This window comes from Borborobacter xinjiangensis (assembly GCF_047739745.1).
Lineage (GTDB): Bacteria > Pseudomonadota > Alphaproteobacteria > Rhizobiales > Rhizobiaceae > Pseudaminobacter.
In genome coordinates, this window is record NZ_JBLLVA010000001.1 from 357,477 (window position 1) to 370,561 (window position 13,085).

14 protein-coding genes are annotated in these 13,085 nt (G+C 61.9%); 4 read left to right on the plus strand and 10 right to left on the minus strand.

Annotated features, from left to right (window positions below; translation table 11 throughout):
• Positions 1 to 6 precede the first annotated feature (6 nt).
• The 7 genes from ACLKMW_RS01695 to ACLKMW_RS01725 form a co-directional block, all read right to left on the minus strand.
• Entirely contained in the window at positions 7 to 2,082 is a 2,076-nt protein-coding gene (locus ACLKMW_RS01695; RefSeq protein WP_415722634.1) for an ASKHA domain-containing protein, read from the minus strand.
• 58 nt (positions 2,083 to 2,140) lie between these two features.
• A complete protein-coding gene (locus tag ACLKMW_RS01700) occupies positions 2,141 to 3,112 on the minus strand; it encodes a methyltetrahydrofolate cobalamin methyltransferase (RefSeq protein WP_415722635.1) in 972 nt (323 codons plus the stop codon).
• Positions 3,113 to 3,189: 77 nt separating this feature from the next.
• Positions 3,190 to 4,278, minus strand: a complete 1,089-nt coding sequence (locus tag ACLKMW_RS01705; RefSeq protein ID WP_415722750.1) for a methylenetetrahydrofolate reductase — start codon at positions 4,276 to 4,278, stop codon at positions 3,190 to 3,192.
• Positions 4,278 to 4,868: a methylenetetrahydrofolate reductase C-terminal domain-containing protein gene (locus ACLKMW_RS01710; protein ID WP_415722636.1), complete on the minus strand. Its 591-nt coding sequence runs from the start codon at positions 4,866 to 4,868 to the stop codon at positions 4,278 to 4,280. Before ACLKMW_RS01710 ends, ACLKMW_RS01705 begins: the two co-directional genes overlap by 1 nt.
• Positions 4,861 to 5,163 carry a virulence factor gene (locus tag ACLKMW_RS01715; RefSeq protein WP_415722637.1) on the minus strand — a complete coding sequence of 101 codons (303 nt, stop codon included), beginning with the start codon at positions 5,161 to 5,163 and terminating at the stop codon, positions 4,861 to 4,863. Before ACLKMW_RS01715 ends, ACLKMW_RS01710 begins: the two co-directional genes overlap by 8 nt.
• 159 nt (positions 5,164 to 5,322) lie before the next feature.
• Positions 5,323 to 5,967 carry an exopolysaccharide biosynthesis protein gene (locus tag ACLKMW_RS01720; protein ID WP_415722638.1) on the minus strand — a complete coding sequence of 215 codons (645 nt, stop codon included), beginning with the start codon at positions 5,965 to 5,967 and terminating at the stop codon, positions 5,323 to 5,325.
• Between the two features lie 128 nt (positions 5,968 to 6,095).
• Positions 6,096 to 6,734: a DUF1638 domain-containing protein gene (locus ACLKMW_RS01725; protein WP_415722639.1), complete on the minus strand. Its 639-nt coding sequence runs from the start codon at positions 6,732 to 6,734 to the stop codon at positions 6,096 to 6,098.
• Between the two features lie 61 nt (positions 6,735 to 6,795).
• Between ACLKMW_RS01725 and ACLKMW_RS01730 the strand changes: the two genes are divergently transcribed.
• Positions 6,796 to 6,936, plus strand: a complete 141-nt coding sequence (locus ACLKMW_RS01730) for an EncA/B family entericidin (RefSeq protein WP_415722640.1) — start codon at positions 6,796 to 6,798, stop codon at positions 6,934 to 6,936.
• A gap of 56 nt (positions 6,937 to 6,992) precedes the next feature.
• On the opposite strand, the gene ACLKMW_RS01735 is transcribed toward ACLKMW_RS01730, so the two are convergent.
• On the minus strand, positions 6,993 to 7,691 hold the full coding sequence (locus ACLKMW_RS01735; protein WP_415722641.1) for a corrinoid protein: 699 nt from the start codon (positions 7,689 to 7,691) through the stop codon (positions 6,993 to 6,995).
• A 268-nt stretch (positions 7,692 to 7,959) separates the two neighbouring features.
• Between ACLKMW_RS01735 and ACLKMW_RS01740 the strand changes: the two genes are divergently transcribed.
• The 3 genes from ACLKMW_RS01740 to ACLKMW_RS01750 all read left to right on the plus strand — a co-directional run bounded on the left by ACLKMW_RS01740 (position 7,960) and on the right by ACLKMW_RS01750 (position 11,019).
• Positions 7,960 to 9,534, plus strand: a complete 1,575-nt coding sequence (locus ACLKMW_RS01740; protein ID WP_415722642.1) for a trimethylamine methyltransferase family protein — start codon at positions 7,960 to 7,962, stop codon at positions 9,532 to 9,534.
• Between the two features lie 187 nt (positions 9,535 to 9,721).
• Complete coding sequence (locus ACLKMW_RS01745; protein ID WP_415722643.1) at positions 9,722 to 10,354, plus strand: LysE family translocator; 633 nt, start codon at positions 9,722 to 9,724, stop codon at positions 10,352 to 10,354.
• A complete protein-coding gene (locus tag ACLKMW_RS01750) occupies positions 10,294 to 11,019 on the plus strand; it encodes a hypothetical protein (RefSeq protein ID WP_415722644.1) in 726 nt (241 codons plus the stop codon). Before ACLKMW_RS01745 ends, ACLKMW_RS01750 begins: the two co-directional genes overlap by 61 nt.
• On the opposite strand, the gene bmt is transcribed toward ACLKMW_RS01750, so the two are convergent.
• The gene (bmt, locus tag ACLKMW_RS01755) at positions 11,016 to 12,035 is read right to left on the minus strand and encodes a betaine--homocysteine S-methyltransferase (protein ID WP_415722645.1); all 1,020 of its coding nucleotides are present in this window, start codon (positions 12,033 to 12,035) and stop codon (positions 11,016 to 11,018) included. The genes ACLKMW_RS01750 and bmt overlap by 4 nt on opposite strands.
• A gap of 86 nt (positions 12,036 to 12,121) precedes the next feature.
• Positions 12,122 to 12,973 (minus strand): helix-turn-helix domain-containing protein, encoded by an 852-nt coding sequence (locus ACLKMW_RS01760; protein WP_415722646.1) that lies wholly within the window; start codon positions 12,971 to 12,973, stop codon positions 12,122 to 12,124.
• Between the last annotated feature and the right edge of the window lie 112 nt (positions 12,974 to 13,085).

The window sequence follows — 13,085 nt, forward strand, 5'->3', positions numbered from 1 at the left end:
AAGGCTCTAAGCAGAACCGCGTTCCCGCCGCGCGGCCCGCTCCTCGCGCGAGCGTCGACGTGGTGCAGCTTCGCTCGCAACGACCTGATCGCTGGCCGCCTTTCGCGGCGGCAGTTTCACGGCCGCCGCCAGCTTCGGAAATGGATCGACCTTGTTGGGCAACGCCATCGCATCGATGAAGATCTGCTGGAAATGCGGCTCAAGTGCCGTCTCGATCTTCTCGATACGATTGACCTCGTCCTCGATTTCGCGGCGGTGATCGCGGTTGAGCAGCGCCATCAATGCGCCGGTGCCCGAGGCGTTTCCGACGGCCTTGACGTCGGCAAGGTCGCAGTCCGGGATCAGTCCAAGCACCATCGCATATTTCGGGTCGATGAAGGAGCCGAAGGCGCCGGCGAAACGGATCGTATCCATCGTCTCGACGCCCTGCTTTTCCATCAGCAGCTTGACGCCGGCATAGAGCGCGGCCTTGGCAAGCTGGATTGCCCGCACGTCGGTCTGCGTGATGGTGATGCGGGGTTCGCCGTCGCGCAAGAGATAGGAAAAGGTGCGGCCATTCTGGGCGATGCGCGGCGTTTTCGCGGCAAGCGCACCATCGATCACCCCGTCCTCGGAGATGATGCCGGAGAGATACATTTCGGCAACGACCTCGATGATGGCTGACCCGCAAATGCCGGTGACGCCGACGGCGCTTGCGGCCTCTTCAAAACCCTCCTCGTCGGACCATTTGTCGACGCCGATGACACGGAATCTTGGCTCCAGCGTCTCCGGATCGATGCGCACGCGCTCGATGGCGCCGGGTGCCGCGCGCTGGCCGGAGGAGATTTCCGCTCCCTCGAATGCCGGCCCGGTGGGTGAGGAGGCAGCAACGACGCGCTGGCGATTGCCGAGGATGATCTCGGCATTGGTGCCGACATCGACCAGCAGCATCATGCGGTCCTGCCTGTAAGGCCCTTCGGAAAGTGCGGCGCCTGCAGCATCGGCGCCAACATGGCCGGCAATGCAAGGCAGCGTGTAAAGCCTTGCGCCGCGATTGACCTCGATGCCGACCTCATGAGCCCAATATTGCAGGGCGCCGGATACGGCGAGCGCAAACGGCGCCTGGCCGAGTTCTGTCGGATCGATGCCGAGGAACAGATGGTGCATGATGGGGTTGGCGACGAAGACGGAATCGAGAATGTCGTCGCGCTGGGCGTTGCCTTCCTCGCAGACCTTGCCGATCAGCCCGTTCACCGCCTCGCGCACCGCCTTGGTCATCGCTTCGCGGCCGTCCGGGTTCATCATGACGTAGGAAACCCGGCTCATCAGGTCCTCGCCGAAACGGATCTGCGGATTGGATGTACCGGAGGAAGCGGCGATGCGCCCCGACAGCAGCGACACCAGATGCATGGCGATCGTGGTCGAGCCGATGTCGCAGGCGATGCCGTAGGCCTCGTTCTTCAATCCCGGCCAAAGCGCGACGATGAAGGGGCGCGATGCGCCCGCATCGCGATGGACTGCAGCGGTTACCGCCCAATTGCCCTTGCGCAGGATGCCCTGCACCTGGGGAATGAGGTGCGGCGCAATCAGCAGGTCTTTCCAGCCCCAATCCTTCTCAAGCATTGCCTTCAGCCGGTCGAGGTCGCCGAGCGGCTTGTGCATGTCGGGTTCGTCCACCTCGACATAGCAGAGCTGGATTGCCGGATTGCGATCGATGACACGATCGGTCGCGGCTTTTCGCACCACCTGCGCGTTAATGACGGTGTCCTGCGGCACGTCGACGACCAGATCGCCCTGGACGGTCGCCGAACAGGAAAGCCGCCGTCCTTCGGGCAGGCCGCGCACGCGCTCGTAACGTTCCTCCTTCGGACCCTTTGGCGAGATGTGGTCGTCGGAAGAGACGATCTGGTGCTTGGCGAAATTGCCTTCCTGCACCTCGATTTGGCAGCGCCCGCAGGTTGCCCGGCCGCCGCACACGCTTTCGACATAGACGCCAAGCTGGCGCGCGGCGTCGAGAATCGGCGTGCCCACCGGAAAACGCCCACGCTTGCCCGATGGCATAAAGAGCACAAGCGGGTCGGTAAGGTTCGGCTGCGGGTTCATTTCATGCTGCTTTCCTGCCGGCACTGCCGTGCACGGCAAATCCAGTCACAATTGCGTTCTAGCCTCGCGCCATGCGGGCTTCACGTCCGCCACGGCGTCGACCGCCCGCGGCGGCTTCGCCCGGCGCCCCGACTGCCACGGGCGCCGCGACCGGATTTCCGCCAGCGGCAGGCTTGTAGTCCTTGTAGGTCTTGATCCAGGTCGTGCAATCCCTGTCGGTGCCGTTGAGTACGTTCGCGGCGCGCACCGCCTCCATCTCCTGCGGGCGAACCGGGTTCATGATCGCCGAGGTCATGCCGGCACCGATAACCATCGGAATGAAGCCGGCATTGATGCCGTGGCGATGCGGCAGGCCGAAGGAAATGTTGGAAAGGCCGCAGGTCGTGTTGACTTTCAGCTCTTCGCGCAACCGCCTGAGCAAGGCAAAGACCTGGCGACCCGCATCGCCCAACGCGCCAATCGGCATCACCAGCGGATCGACCACCACGTCATGGGCGGGAATGCCGAAATCGGCGCAGCGCTCGACGATCTTCTTGGCGACCGCGAAGCGCACGTCGGGATCCATGGAAATGCCGGTCTCGTCGTTCGAGATCGCGACCACGGGCACATTGTACTTTTTGACGAGCGGCAGGATCGCCTCGAGTTTTTCCTCTTCACCGGTGACGGAGTTGACCAGCGGACGGCCCTTGGCGACCTTCAAGGCAGCCTCGATCGCGCCTGAGACGGAACTGTCGATGGAGAGCGGCAGGTCGACCAGATCCTGGACGATTTCAAGCGTCTGCACGAGAAGGCCGGGCTCGGTCTCGTTCGGGTTCACGGCCGTCACGCCGGCATTGACATCGAGCATGGTGGCACCGCACGCCGCCTGTTCGAGCGCGTCCTTCTTCACCGTCTCGAAGTTGCCTTCCATCATCTCGGCGGCCAGCTTCTTGCGCCCGGTGGGGTTGATGCGCTCGCCGATCACGCAGAAAGGCTGATCGAAGCCAATGATGATTTCCTTGGTCGCCGAGGCGACGATCGTGCGGGTCATGAGGCTCTCCGTTAAGATATAAAGACTTCTTTATATCGTTATCCAATTTGTTTCAAGCGTCCGCCGAGGCGGCCGGCTCAACGCGAAGCTTTTTCCACCATCTGGACCGGCTTCTGGGTCTCGTTGTCATGGAGGATATGTTCAAGCCGGTCGGCTACCGTCCGGTCGTCGGCTCCGATCTCGCGTTTCCAGGGTTGGCGCCCCTTGAGGACGCCCGATTCATGGACGATCTCGGCGACATATTCCTCCTGGCGATAGGCCATCACGTGGATGCCCGAAACGCCCGGAATTTCCTTCACCTCATTGATGATGTCGATGCAGAGCTGCTTGCCTTCCTTCTTCTGGTCGGCGGCACCTTCCAGGCGCTTGATGACGGCATCGGGAATGTGAATGCCCGGCACGTTCGAGCGTATCCATTTTGCCGTCTTTGCCGAGGCAAGCGGGCCGACGCCGCACATGATGAAGCACTCGTCGGCCAGCCCGAGGTCGCGCACGCGCTGCATGTAGGTGCGGAACATCGGCACATCGAAACAGTACTGGCTCTGTACGAACTGCGCGCCGGCAGCGATCTTCTTGGCCAGGCGATGCGGCCGGAAATCGTAAGGCGGCGCGAACGGGTTGATCGCGGCGCCCAAAAACACGCCGGGAGGCGTTGTCAGCTTGCGGCCGGAGAGAAACTTGCTGTTGTCGCGCATGATGCGGATGGTTTCGAGCAGCGACATGCAGTCGAGGTCGAATACCGGCTTGGCGCCGGGCTGGTCCCCGGCCTGCACGCCGTCGCCGGTCAGGCAAAGTATATTGGCGACGCCCATGGCGGCCGCCCCCAGAACGTCGCCCTGGATGGCGATGCGGTTCCGGTCACGGCAGGAAATCTGCATGATCGGCGCATAGCCCATGCGAGTCAGCAGCGCGCAGATACCGACGGAGGACATGTGGCAATTGGCGCCCGACGCATCCACCGCGTTGATGCCGTCCACCCAGCCGTCGAAGATCTTCGCGCGCTCGTAAACATCGTGCGGGTTGGCGCTGTCGGGCGGGTTGAGTTCGGCGGTCACCGCGAACTCGCCGCGCCGCAGAACCCGTTCCAGCCGCCCGCGCGACGAATGGCCGGGCAGGGGATCGAGCGGCAGGTGCGGACCGTCCGGATGCTCGTCGCGCTGCTGCATCATGGCCGAACCTCGGCTTTTGCGGCTGCTTCGCGAGCTGCTGCCGCCTGCGCGGTCACCCGCAGCCAGGCCGAGGTTTCGCGCAGCGACTGGTCGACGGGCTTCTGCACGGTAAAGATGGCGTCGCCCTTGACCATGTTGCGCGAGCCTTCCCACGCTTTGACCCAGACGCACGGCATGTCGGGCTCGACTTCGCAATTTCCGTTGGCGCGCACGCCGCCGCAGGGGCCGTTGCGCAACTGCTTGGGGCAGTTCATCGGGCAGGACATGCCGGTGGAGGAGAGGATGCACTGGCCGCACATGCGGCAGTCGAACATGAAGCCCTTGACGCGCTTTTCCACGAATTTGACCGGCGCCTCTACCCGGCTGTAGCCGATGCCTTTCCAGACCGGATGCAGCATCAGGAACATGTCGGCGAAGCGCGCGTAGAACCATTCGAGCGCGCGCGAATGGCGAACCGCCCAAAGCCGGACCGCGTAGGAGCGCTGGACGCGCCGCTGCGGCGACACGTCTGCGGGTTTGTAGTCGCTTTTCGGCGCTGCCTTCCTGACCAATGTGGCCTGGGTAATCGCCGGTCTGTCGTCAGCCATCTTGTCTCCCGCCTGACTTGACCAATGCGAGCAGGCGCTCGCGATCGTATTCTGCTTCGAGAGCGGCCATCGCCTTCTCGGCCTCTGCTTCGAGTTCGTCGCTCACGGACACCGGATCGGCCTTGCGCCAGTCTTCCAGATAGTCGGAGCTGTCACGCGCGCCGCTGCGCATGGCACACATGTCGATCGCCTCGATGAAGCGCAGCGAAAGCTCGCGCTTGGCACTTTGCCGGCCTTTCTTGACGATGACCTGCGCAGGGATGTCGCGCCAGTAGACGATGAAAAGGTCGGCCATTTCATTCTCGCTTTCTCAAGTTTCAGCATTGCCGCAACGCTTGCGGACCCGCTTGTTATGGGACGACGCGCGCGCATTCAAAAGCGACGTGTCGTTACGTCGCAAACCGACGTGCGGCTGACGCACGGCGCGGGACTGTCCGGCATGGTGCCGGTCAGCTTACATGACGAGGCTGAAGATCGTCTCCGCCGCTGCGCCGGCAACCCCGAAGACAAAGACAATGACGGCGAAGGCCACCAGCGCCACCGCTCCGCCAACCGCAAACAGTAAGCCGTCACGTTCCGACAAAGCCAGGCCGAGCAGCGCGGTGGCAAACGCTGGGAGCCAGTTTCCAAGCGGTATCGGCAATGTGACCACCACAGCCAGGATAAAGGTGATGATGCCGGTGATGCGTTCGCCGCGCCGGCGCCAGAACGGCCAGTAGCGCGGCCTTACGTAATTTTCGAGTTGCGTGAGACGCGGGACCATCCAGTCCATGATCTTGCGAAACTGTGCCGCCGACAGCGACTTTTCCAACAGGAAGCGCGGCAGCCAGGCACGTTTGCTCCCATACATCATCTGTGCCGAAACAATGAGAAGCGGCAGGCCGAGAAAGGCCGAGGAGCCTGGCGGCAGCGGCAGGAGGTTGAATGCCGCAAACACCACCAGCAGGGCAGCGAAGCTGCGATCGCCCAGCGCATCGCGTATGCTGCCGATTGTTACGCGCTCGTCGGCATCATGGGCAAGATTGGTGAATAGCTGCGAAAGCCGGCGTGGCCGACGCCTCGGCGGAGCTCTTAACCGGCTCGCGTCGAATCCATCCATCGATGATCTCATTTCGTCCCTGTGAAGCCCGCCCGATATCACGCACTAGCCGTGGAAACAGGCAGCATTCTGTCAAAGGCCGATTAAGACCGTTTGAAGCTTGGTGACAAGGTCGAAGGTTGCGGGCTCTATGCTCCAGCCGAAACCGCTCTTGCGCGGAGCGACGAGGTGAGATCGCCATAGCCGGTGAACCGCCGTTCATAGGCGAGGCCGAGCAGGCGCGCGGCATCCTCGGCAACCTTGTCCAGTGCCGGATCGTCGGTCTGCGCCAGATAGACGACCTTCTCGTAATTGCCGAAATAATCGGCAATCAGTTCCGGATGACGATCAAGGCCCAGCGGCTTGATGAAGAAGGCTTCGAACTGGCGGCACAGGAAATCGGTCATGTAGAATGCCAGCATGTCGCCGTCTTCCATGGCCTTGAAGGCGTCGATGCCTTGGTAGAACGCAAAGCAATGCGGCCCTTCCATGCGCTCGACGCCGTGTTTTTGGCAAACGCGGTCGACCATGCCGCCGGTTCCGCAATCGGCGTAGCCGATGAAGATATGCTTGTAGCCATCGGCTTTCGCGTCTGAAATCGCCTTGTCGAGCGCCGGTGCAATCTTCTCGGGATAGTAGTGAAATTCGGCCGGCAGGCAGGTCAGTTCGAGATGGTCGAGCGAAAGGCGCTCCTTCACCGCCAGCACCTCGCGGGCGATCATGCCGCAGGCGATCACCAGCAGTCGTCGGTCGTTCTCGGCTTTTACACTTTTCCCGGGCGTGGCCATGGAACCACTTCACTTCAAACGAGTTTCCAGACGTATCTAGTAAATGAGGGAGACACCGTCCATGAAACTGTCACGCTTTGCATCAATCGCCGCAATTCTGGCCTGCGCGATGGCGCTTTCGGCATGCGCCAATACTGTTCGCGGCGTCGGCAAAGACGTCAAATCGACCGCCGATGCGGTTGAGGACACGGTCGAAAACTAACCCTCGAACCGTCTACATGAGGCAACAGGCCGCGCCACCGCGCGGCCTTTATTCATTCAGGCAGACGCATGCACATTGTGTTTGCGCTTCATGAAGTCCTTGGCGGTTTCCACCGCAACCGCCGCGTCGCGGCAATATGCGTCGGCGCCCACCGCCTTGCCGAACTCCTCATTGAGTGGCGCGCCGCCAACGAGCACCACGTAATCGTCGCGGATGCCCTTTTCCTTCATCGTGTCGATGACAACCTTCATGTAGGGCATGGTCGTGGTCAGCAGCGCCGACATGCCGATGATGTCGGGCTTGTGTTCCTCGATGGCGGCCAGGTATTTCTCGACCGGATTGTTGATGCCAAGGTCGATGATGTCGAAGCCGGCGCCTTCCATCATCATGCCGACGAGGTTCTTGCCAATGTCGTGGATGTCGCCCTTGACGGTGCCGATCACCATCTTGCCCTGCTTGGGCGCGCCCGTGGCGGCAAGCAGCGGGCGCAGGATGGCCATGCCGGCCTTCATGGCGTTGGCTGAAAGCAGCACCTCGGGCACGAACAGGATGCCGTCGCGGAAATCCTCGCCGACGATACGCATGCCTTCGACAAGCGCCTCGGTCAGGACCTTGTAGGGCTCCCATCCGCGTTCGAGCAGAATGTTGGTGCCTTCCTCGATCTCTTCTTTCAGACCGTCGTAAAGATCGTCATGCATCTGCTGCACGAGTTCATCGTCGGAAAGCTCGGACAGGATGATTTCGTCATCGGACATTTTCAGGCTCCTCGTTGCCGCGCGTAACATCGGGGCGGCCGCAAACTCGTTCAATACCTATCGTGCAACAGGTGCAAATCCATAGCTGATTTGCGACTTCCTGCAAAAGGAAAGCGACCGGAAATGCAAGCCCGGACACTATTGCTTTTCTTGTCGATTTTGCGACAGCGCTTGGCGCTGGCAAGCCGTTTCCATTAGGGTGCATGGCTACGATCCGGACAGGGGCATTATCGAATGCCGTTTACCTGATTTCTCAAGGATAACCACGATGGAAGATAAGATCTTGTCCGAGCAGGAAGCCTCAAGCGCGCGGCGCGGACGCGGGGCTGGCGGAGGTGCCGCGGCCAGGCGTGCGGCTCGCGCCGGTGGCGGTCCGGGTGTGCAGCACACCTATATCAACCGCAATATCAAGGTCTATGAGGTGCTGGACGAGGAGGGCCTGGCGCTTGTCGAGGCCAATGCCGAGATCGTGCTGGAGGAAACCGGCATCGAATTTCGCGACGACGCCGAGGCGCTGGCGCTGTGGAAGGAGGCCGGCGCCGACGTCAAGGGCGAGCGGGTCCGTTTTCCGAAGGGTCTCTGCCGCGCGCTTCTGAAAACCGCTCCCTCCATTTACACACAGCACGCCCGCAACCCGTCGCGCTCCGTGCAGATCGGCGGAAACGCGACCGTGTTCGCGCCCGTCTACGGCCCGCCCTTCGTGCGCGACCTCGACGGCAACCGCCGCTATGCGACGATCGAGGATTTCCGCAATTTCGTGAAGCTCGCCTATATGGCGCCGTCGATCCATCATTCGGGCGGCACGGTTTGCGAGCCGGTCGATGTGCCGGTCAACAAGCGTCATCTCGATATGATCTACGCGCATATGCGCTATTCCGACAAACCGTTCATGGGATCGGTAACCGCACCCGAGCGCGCCGAGGACACGGTGGCGATGTGCAAGATCCTGTTCGGGGACAAGTTCGTCGAAGAGAACACGGTGCTGACCAGCCTGATCAACGCCAACTCGCCGATGGTGTTCGACGAAACCATGCTCGGCGCGCTCAAGGTCTATGCGCGCAACAACCAGGCCTGCATCGTCACGCCGTTCATTCTGGCCGGCGCGATGAGCCCGGTCACGGTCATCGGCACTTTGACGCAGGTGCTGGCCGAAGTGCTGGCCGGCGCCTCCTTCACCCAGCTCATCCGACCCGGCGCGCCGGTCATCTTCGGCACGTTCGCCTCGTCGATTTCGATGCAGTCGGGCGCGCCGACCTTCGGCACGCCGGAGCCCTCGCTGGTTTCCTATGGTGCCGCCCAGCTTGCACGGCGTCTCGGCCTGCCGTTCCGCACCGGCGGGTCGCTCTGCGCTTCCAAGGTGGAGGACGCGCAGGCCGCATATGAGAGCGCCAACACGCTGAATTCGACGCTGCTCGCCGGCACCAATTTCGTGCTGCACGCCGCCGGTTGGCTCGAAGGCGGCCTGGCATCCAGCTATGACAAATTCATGATGGACATCGACCAGCTCGGCATGAGCCAGAAATTCGCCGAGGGGATCGATCTCTCCGAAAACGGACAGGCGATGGACGCGATCCGTCAGGTCGGGCCGGGCAGTCATTACCTCGGCTGCGACCACACCCAGGCGAATTTCCAGACGGCGTTCTACCGGTCGAACATCGCCGACAACAATTCCTTCGAGCAGTGGCTGGCCGAGGGCCAGAAGACCGCGCCACAGCGGGCCAACGAACTCGCCCGCAGCTGGCTGGCGAGCTACGAGGCGCCGCACCTCGATCCAGCCATTGACGACGCACTGAAGGATTTCATTGCCCGCAAGAAGGAGTCGATGCCCGACGCCTTCACTTGAAGAGAGCCCGATACAGGCCGGGCTAAAGTGGCCAACATCATCCACAAGGAGGTCTGGCGGAGCGCGTTCTCCGAGCCGGACGAGAGGTGATATTGCCGTTGCCATGCGACGGCTGGCCTATTAGCCCGTGCTTGCATCCGACAGGAGCGAGTGGTTTTCTCACTCGATTCTCAACGGAAGAACGAGCATGCAGCCGACTGTCGCCCTCATCAGCGTCTTTGCCATTTTCATTCCGGCTCTGCTGATTCCTGGACCGGATTTTGTCGCGGTGGTCCGTTCGTCGATGATGCGCGGCACCACTGCCGGTCTGCTCACCACCGTGGGTGTGTCGATCGGGCTTGGAATCTATGCCACGCTCGGCCTGCTCGGCCTCTCGGCGGTGCTCGTCCGGTTCGAGTGGCTTGCCTGGGCGATCCGTATCGTGGGTGGCGCCTATCTGGTCTATCTCGGTGTACGGCTGCTTTTGGCAAAGCCGGAGGCGCTCAAGGTGGGGGATGAGAAATTTGCCAGACGTGGCAATACGCTGCTGTTCGGCCTGGGCGTAACGCTGACAAACCCTAAGGCGATCGTGCTGTTCGCCAGCGTGTTCGCCACTTCGGTGACGGCGTCGACACCGGGTTGGCTGATGGCGACAATGGTGGCCTTGGTCATGGCAAGCTCGCTCATCTGGTTTTCGATCGTCAGCCTGTTCATGTCCTCGGCGCCGGTCATCCGCTCCTTCGGAAATGCGCGGCATCGAATCGAGCGCATTGCCGGCGTATGCTTTGTTGCGCTCGGTGGCCGGCTGCTCGCCGACAGCCGCAATCCGCTGACGCCGTGATCGAGGAGGCCCTTGCCGCGCATGGTTTGATCCTGCGTGGCGGTTTCTCGTTTGGCTCCGGCGAACAGGTGCCGACTGGCCGCTCGGGCCTTCCTGCGGGATCCGTACTCCTGGTGGGGCAGGCCGGTGCCGCGCCGTGGCCGCATTTTCTGCGCTGGCGCGAAGCACAGCCGGACACTCTGCAAAACCCGCTGGACACCTGGTCGCGTGAGGTGATTGGCGCAGTTGCCGCGCAGTTTGGGGCGAGGGCGGTTTCACCCAATGACAAGCCGTATCTACCGTTCCAACAATGGGCCATGCGCGCGGAGGGCCTGAAGTCGTCGCCGCTCGGTATCCTCATGCATCCTGAATATGGGCTGTGGCATGCCTATCGCGGTGCGCTGCTGTTCGAGCACGAGATTCCGATTCAAGCGCCTCAGAACCCGATTCACCTTTGCGATCTATGTGACGGAAAACCTTGCCTGAATTCCTGCCCCGTCGAGGCGTTTTCGAATGGCGGATTCGCCTATGAGGACTGTCTTTCGCATGTACGGGGATCAGCAGGCGCAACGTGCCGGGAGCTCGGCTGCATCGCCCGAAATGCGTGCCCATATGGTGCGGATTATCGCTATCCGCCCGATGAACAGGCTTTTCACATGGCGAGCTTCGCGGCTCGTAAAGCTTAGCCGCGCCGACGGCGTTCGCGGCGGGGTTCGCTGGTTTCCGCGCCGCTGCCGCTCTGGTCTGCGGTCTTGTTGCGCAACGGCCCGATGCGCTCGACAATGGTGGAGACGGTCGGACGCGTGCCCTTGTGATGCGTGTCGAGCGCCTGGCGCATGGCGGCAAGATGCTCGAACGAGGTGCCGCAGCAGCCGCCGATGATCTTGGCGCCGCTGTCGACGGCAAGCCTGACATAATCGGCCATCAGTTCAGGCGTGCCCGAATAGTGAATTTCCGTGCCGTGGAATTCCGGAATGCCGCAATTGCCCTTTACGATCACCGTCGCTTCCGGCTTTGCTTCGGTCATGTCCAGCAGCGAAGCCAGAATATCCGGCGCGCCGACCCCGCAATTGGCGCCGACACCGACCGGCCCTTGTGGCAGTCCTTCGACAACGCCGTGGATGTCCTTGGGGGCAAGGCCCATCATCGAGCGGCCCGCTGTGTCGAAAGAGACGGTGTAGGTGTAAGGCAGGCCGACATTGATGGCAGCTTGCGCGGCCGCCTTCGCTTCGCCTGGCGCCGACATGGTTTCGATCCAGGCGATTTCGGCACCGCCATCCTTCAGACCCTTGATCTGTTCGGAGAAAGCGTCGACGGCCTCCTCATAGGTCATTGCGCCCAGCGGCTCGAGCAATTCGCCTGTCGGGCCGACCGAGCCCGCGACGATGACCTTGCGGCCGGCTTTGTCGGCCACCTCGCGTGCAATTTCCGCCGCGCGCTTATTCAACTCATGGACCCGGTCCTGCGCATGGTGCAGCTTCAACCGATGACGCGTGCCGCCGAACGAATTGGTGAGTATGATGTCGGCGCCGGCATCGACGAATTTCTGATGCAATGTGGCGATCTTCTCCGGCGCGGTTTCATTCCACAATTCCGGCGCCTCGCCGGATGCCAGCCCCATATTGAACAGGTTGGTGCCGGTGGCGCCGTCAGCCAGAAGCACGCCCTTCTTTTCGAGCAGCGCGTCGATGGGGTTGGTCATGTGATCAATGCCTTAGCGGTGGGGTTGGTCAAAGATATAAGGAAATCTTTATATCCAGTCAATTGAAACCGCCTGTGGCGCTTCGGTTAGTAGCTGGGGAGCGCGCTTTCGGCCAACCCTCGCGCAAAACCGGAGGCTTCGTGCGCATTGATGTCGGCGGCGCGGATGAGATTGTCGAAATGCCGCGTCAGGGTGCGGATGGGCGCCGTGGCGTTGAGCACCAGATACATGTCGCCGACATAGATCGCCGCACGGAAAGGGCCGAAGATCGTATAGGGCACGGAATAGCGGACCCGGCCGTCATAAAGAAACAGGCGGAAGGTCGGGTAAAGATCGTCGAGCAGACTGGCCATATGGAGAAGCTGCTCGCGCCGCGCGCTTTCGGGAAACCCGCTCCAGACGCCCAACCCATGTGCGAAAATCTCCAATGTGTGGCGCGGCATGCACACTTCCATGTCGGTCTCGGGGCGGCGATTGTAATCGATGCGGTACTGTGTCTCGACCGCCTGTGATTGCCGGCTTCGGTTGCTGATATCGGCCTCGTAGTCGATCAGCGCATCGGTGCGCAGCAGGTCGGGGATGCCTGCGGGCACGTAGCGGATTTTCGTGCCGATCGCTTCGGCATGCCATTTCGCAAGCAGCGTCCGGTCAAAGCCGCCGAGCCCTTCCTCAATTTCGAGGCTGGCCCGGATTTCGCCGGTGAGGCCCTCGTCCTGGCTCAGGCCCAGCAGCCAATCGAGCGAAACCTTGTGCTCGGAGGCAATCGTCATCAGCGTCTCGGCGCGCGGCAGGCGCGTGGTCGACTCGGCGAGAAGCTGCGAGAGCGCCGAACGGTCGATGCCTACCGCTGCCGCAAATGCCGACTGGTTCAAGCCGGATCGCTGCAACAGAAGCCGCAGCCGCTCGCGAAACAGTCCCGAAAGATTACGCTTATCCATGAGGACTCCTCGTGGGCTGAACTTTCAAGCGCGCAACCGAAGCGAACGCACCATCTCTAGGTTTGTTCCGCTGCAGTGTTTACAATAGAAAACATATGCCGCTAAAATAGCG

Coding starts and splice junctions, on each gene's coding strand:
- ACLKMW_RS01735 (WP_415722641.1), bottom strand. CDS start 7,691: ATGTCCGATGACGAAATCATCCTGTCCGAGCTTTCCGACGATGAACTC.
- ACLKMW_RS01740 (WP_415722642.1), top strand. CDS start 7,960: ATGGAAGATAAGATCTTGTCCGAGCAGGAAGCCTCAAGCGCGCGGCGC.
- ACLKMW_RS01700 (WP_415722635.1), bottom strand. CDS start 3,112: ATGACCCGCACGATCGTCGCCTCGGCGACCAAGGAAATCATCATTGGC.
- ACLKMW_RS01715 (WP_415722637.1), bottom strand. CDS start 5,163: ATGGCCGACCTTTTCATCGTCTACTGGCGCGACATCCCTGCGCAGGTC.
- ACLKMW_RS01730 (WP_415722640.1), top strand. CDS start 6,796: ATGAAACTGTCACGCTTTGCATCAATCGCCGCAATTCTGGCCTGCGCG.
- ACLKMW_RS01705 (WP_415722750.1), bottom strand. CDS start 4,278: ATGCAGCAGCGCGACGAGCATCCGGACGGTCCGCACCTGCCGCTCGAT.
- ACLKMW_RS01760 (WP_415722646.1), bottom strand. CDS start 12,973: ATGGATAAGCGTAATCTTTCGGGACTGTTTCGCGAGCGGCTGCGGCTT.
- ACLKMW_RS01750 (WP_415722644.1), top strand. CDS start 10,294: ATGCTTTGTTGCGCTCGGTGGCCGGCTGCTCGCCGACAGCCGCAATCC.
- bmt (WP_415722645.1), bottom strand. CDS start 12,035: ATGACCAACCCCATCGACGCGCTGCTCGAAAAGAAGGGCGTGCTTCTG.
- ACLKMW_RS01725 (WP_415722639.1), bottom strand. CDS start 6,734: ATGGCCACGCCCGGGAAAAGTGTAAAAGCCGAGAACGACCGACGACTG.
- ACLKMW_RS01695 (WP_415722634.1), bottom strand. CDS start 2,082: ATGAACCCGCAGCCGAACCTTACCGACCCGCTTGTGCTCTTTATGCCA.
- ACLKMW_RS01720 (WP_415722638.1), bottom strand. CDS start 5,967: ATGGATGGATTCGACGCGAGCCGGTTAAGAGCTCCGCCGAGGCGTCGG.
- ACLKMW_RS01745 (WP_415722643.1), top strand. CDS start 9,722: ATGCAGCCGACTGTCGCCCTCATCAGCGTCTTTGCCATTTTCATTCCG.
- ACLKMW_RS01710 (WP_415722636.1), bottom strand. CDS start 4,868: ATGGCTGACGACAGACCGGCGATTACCCAGGCCACATTGGTCAGGAAG.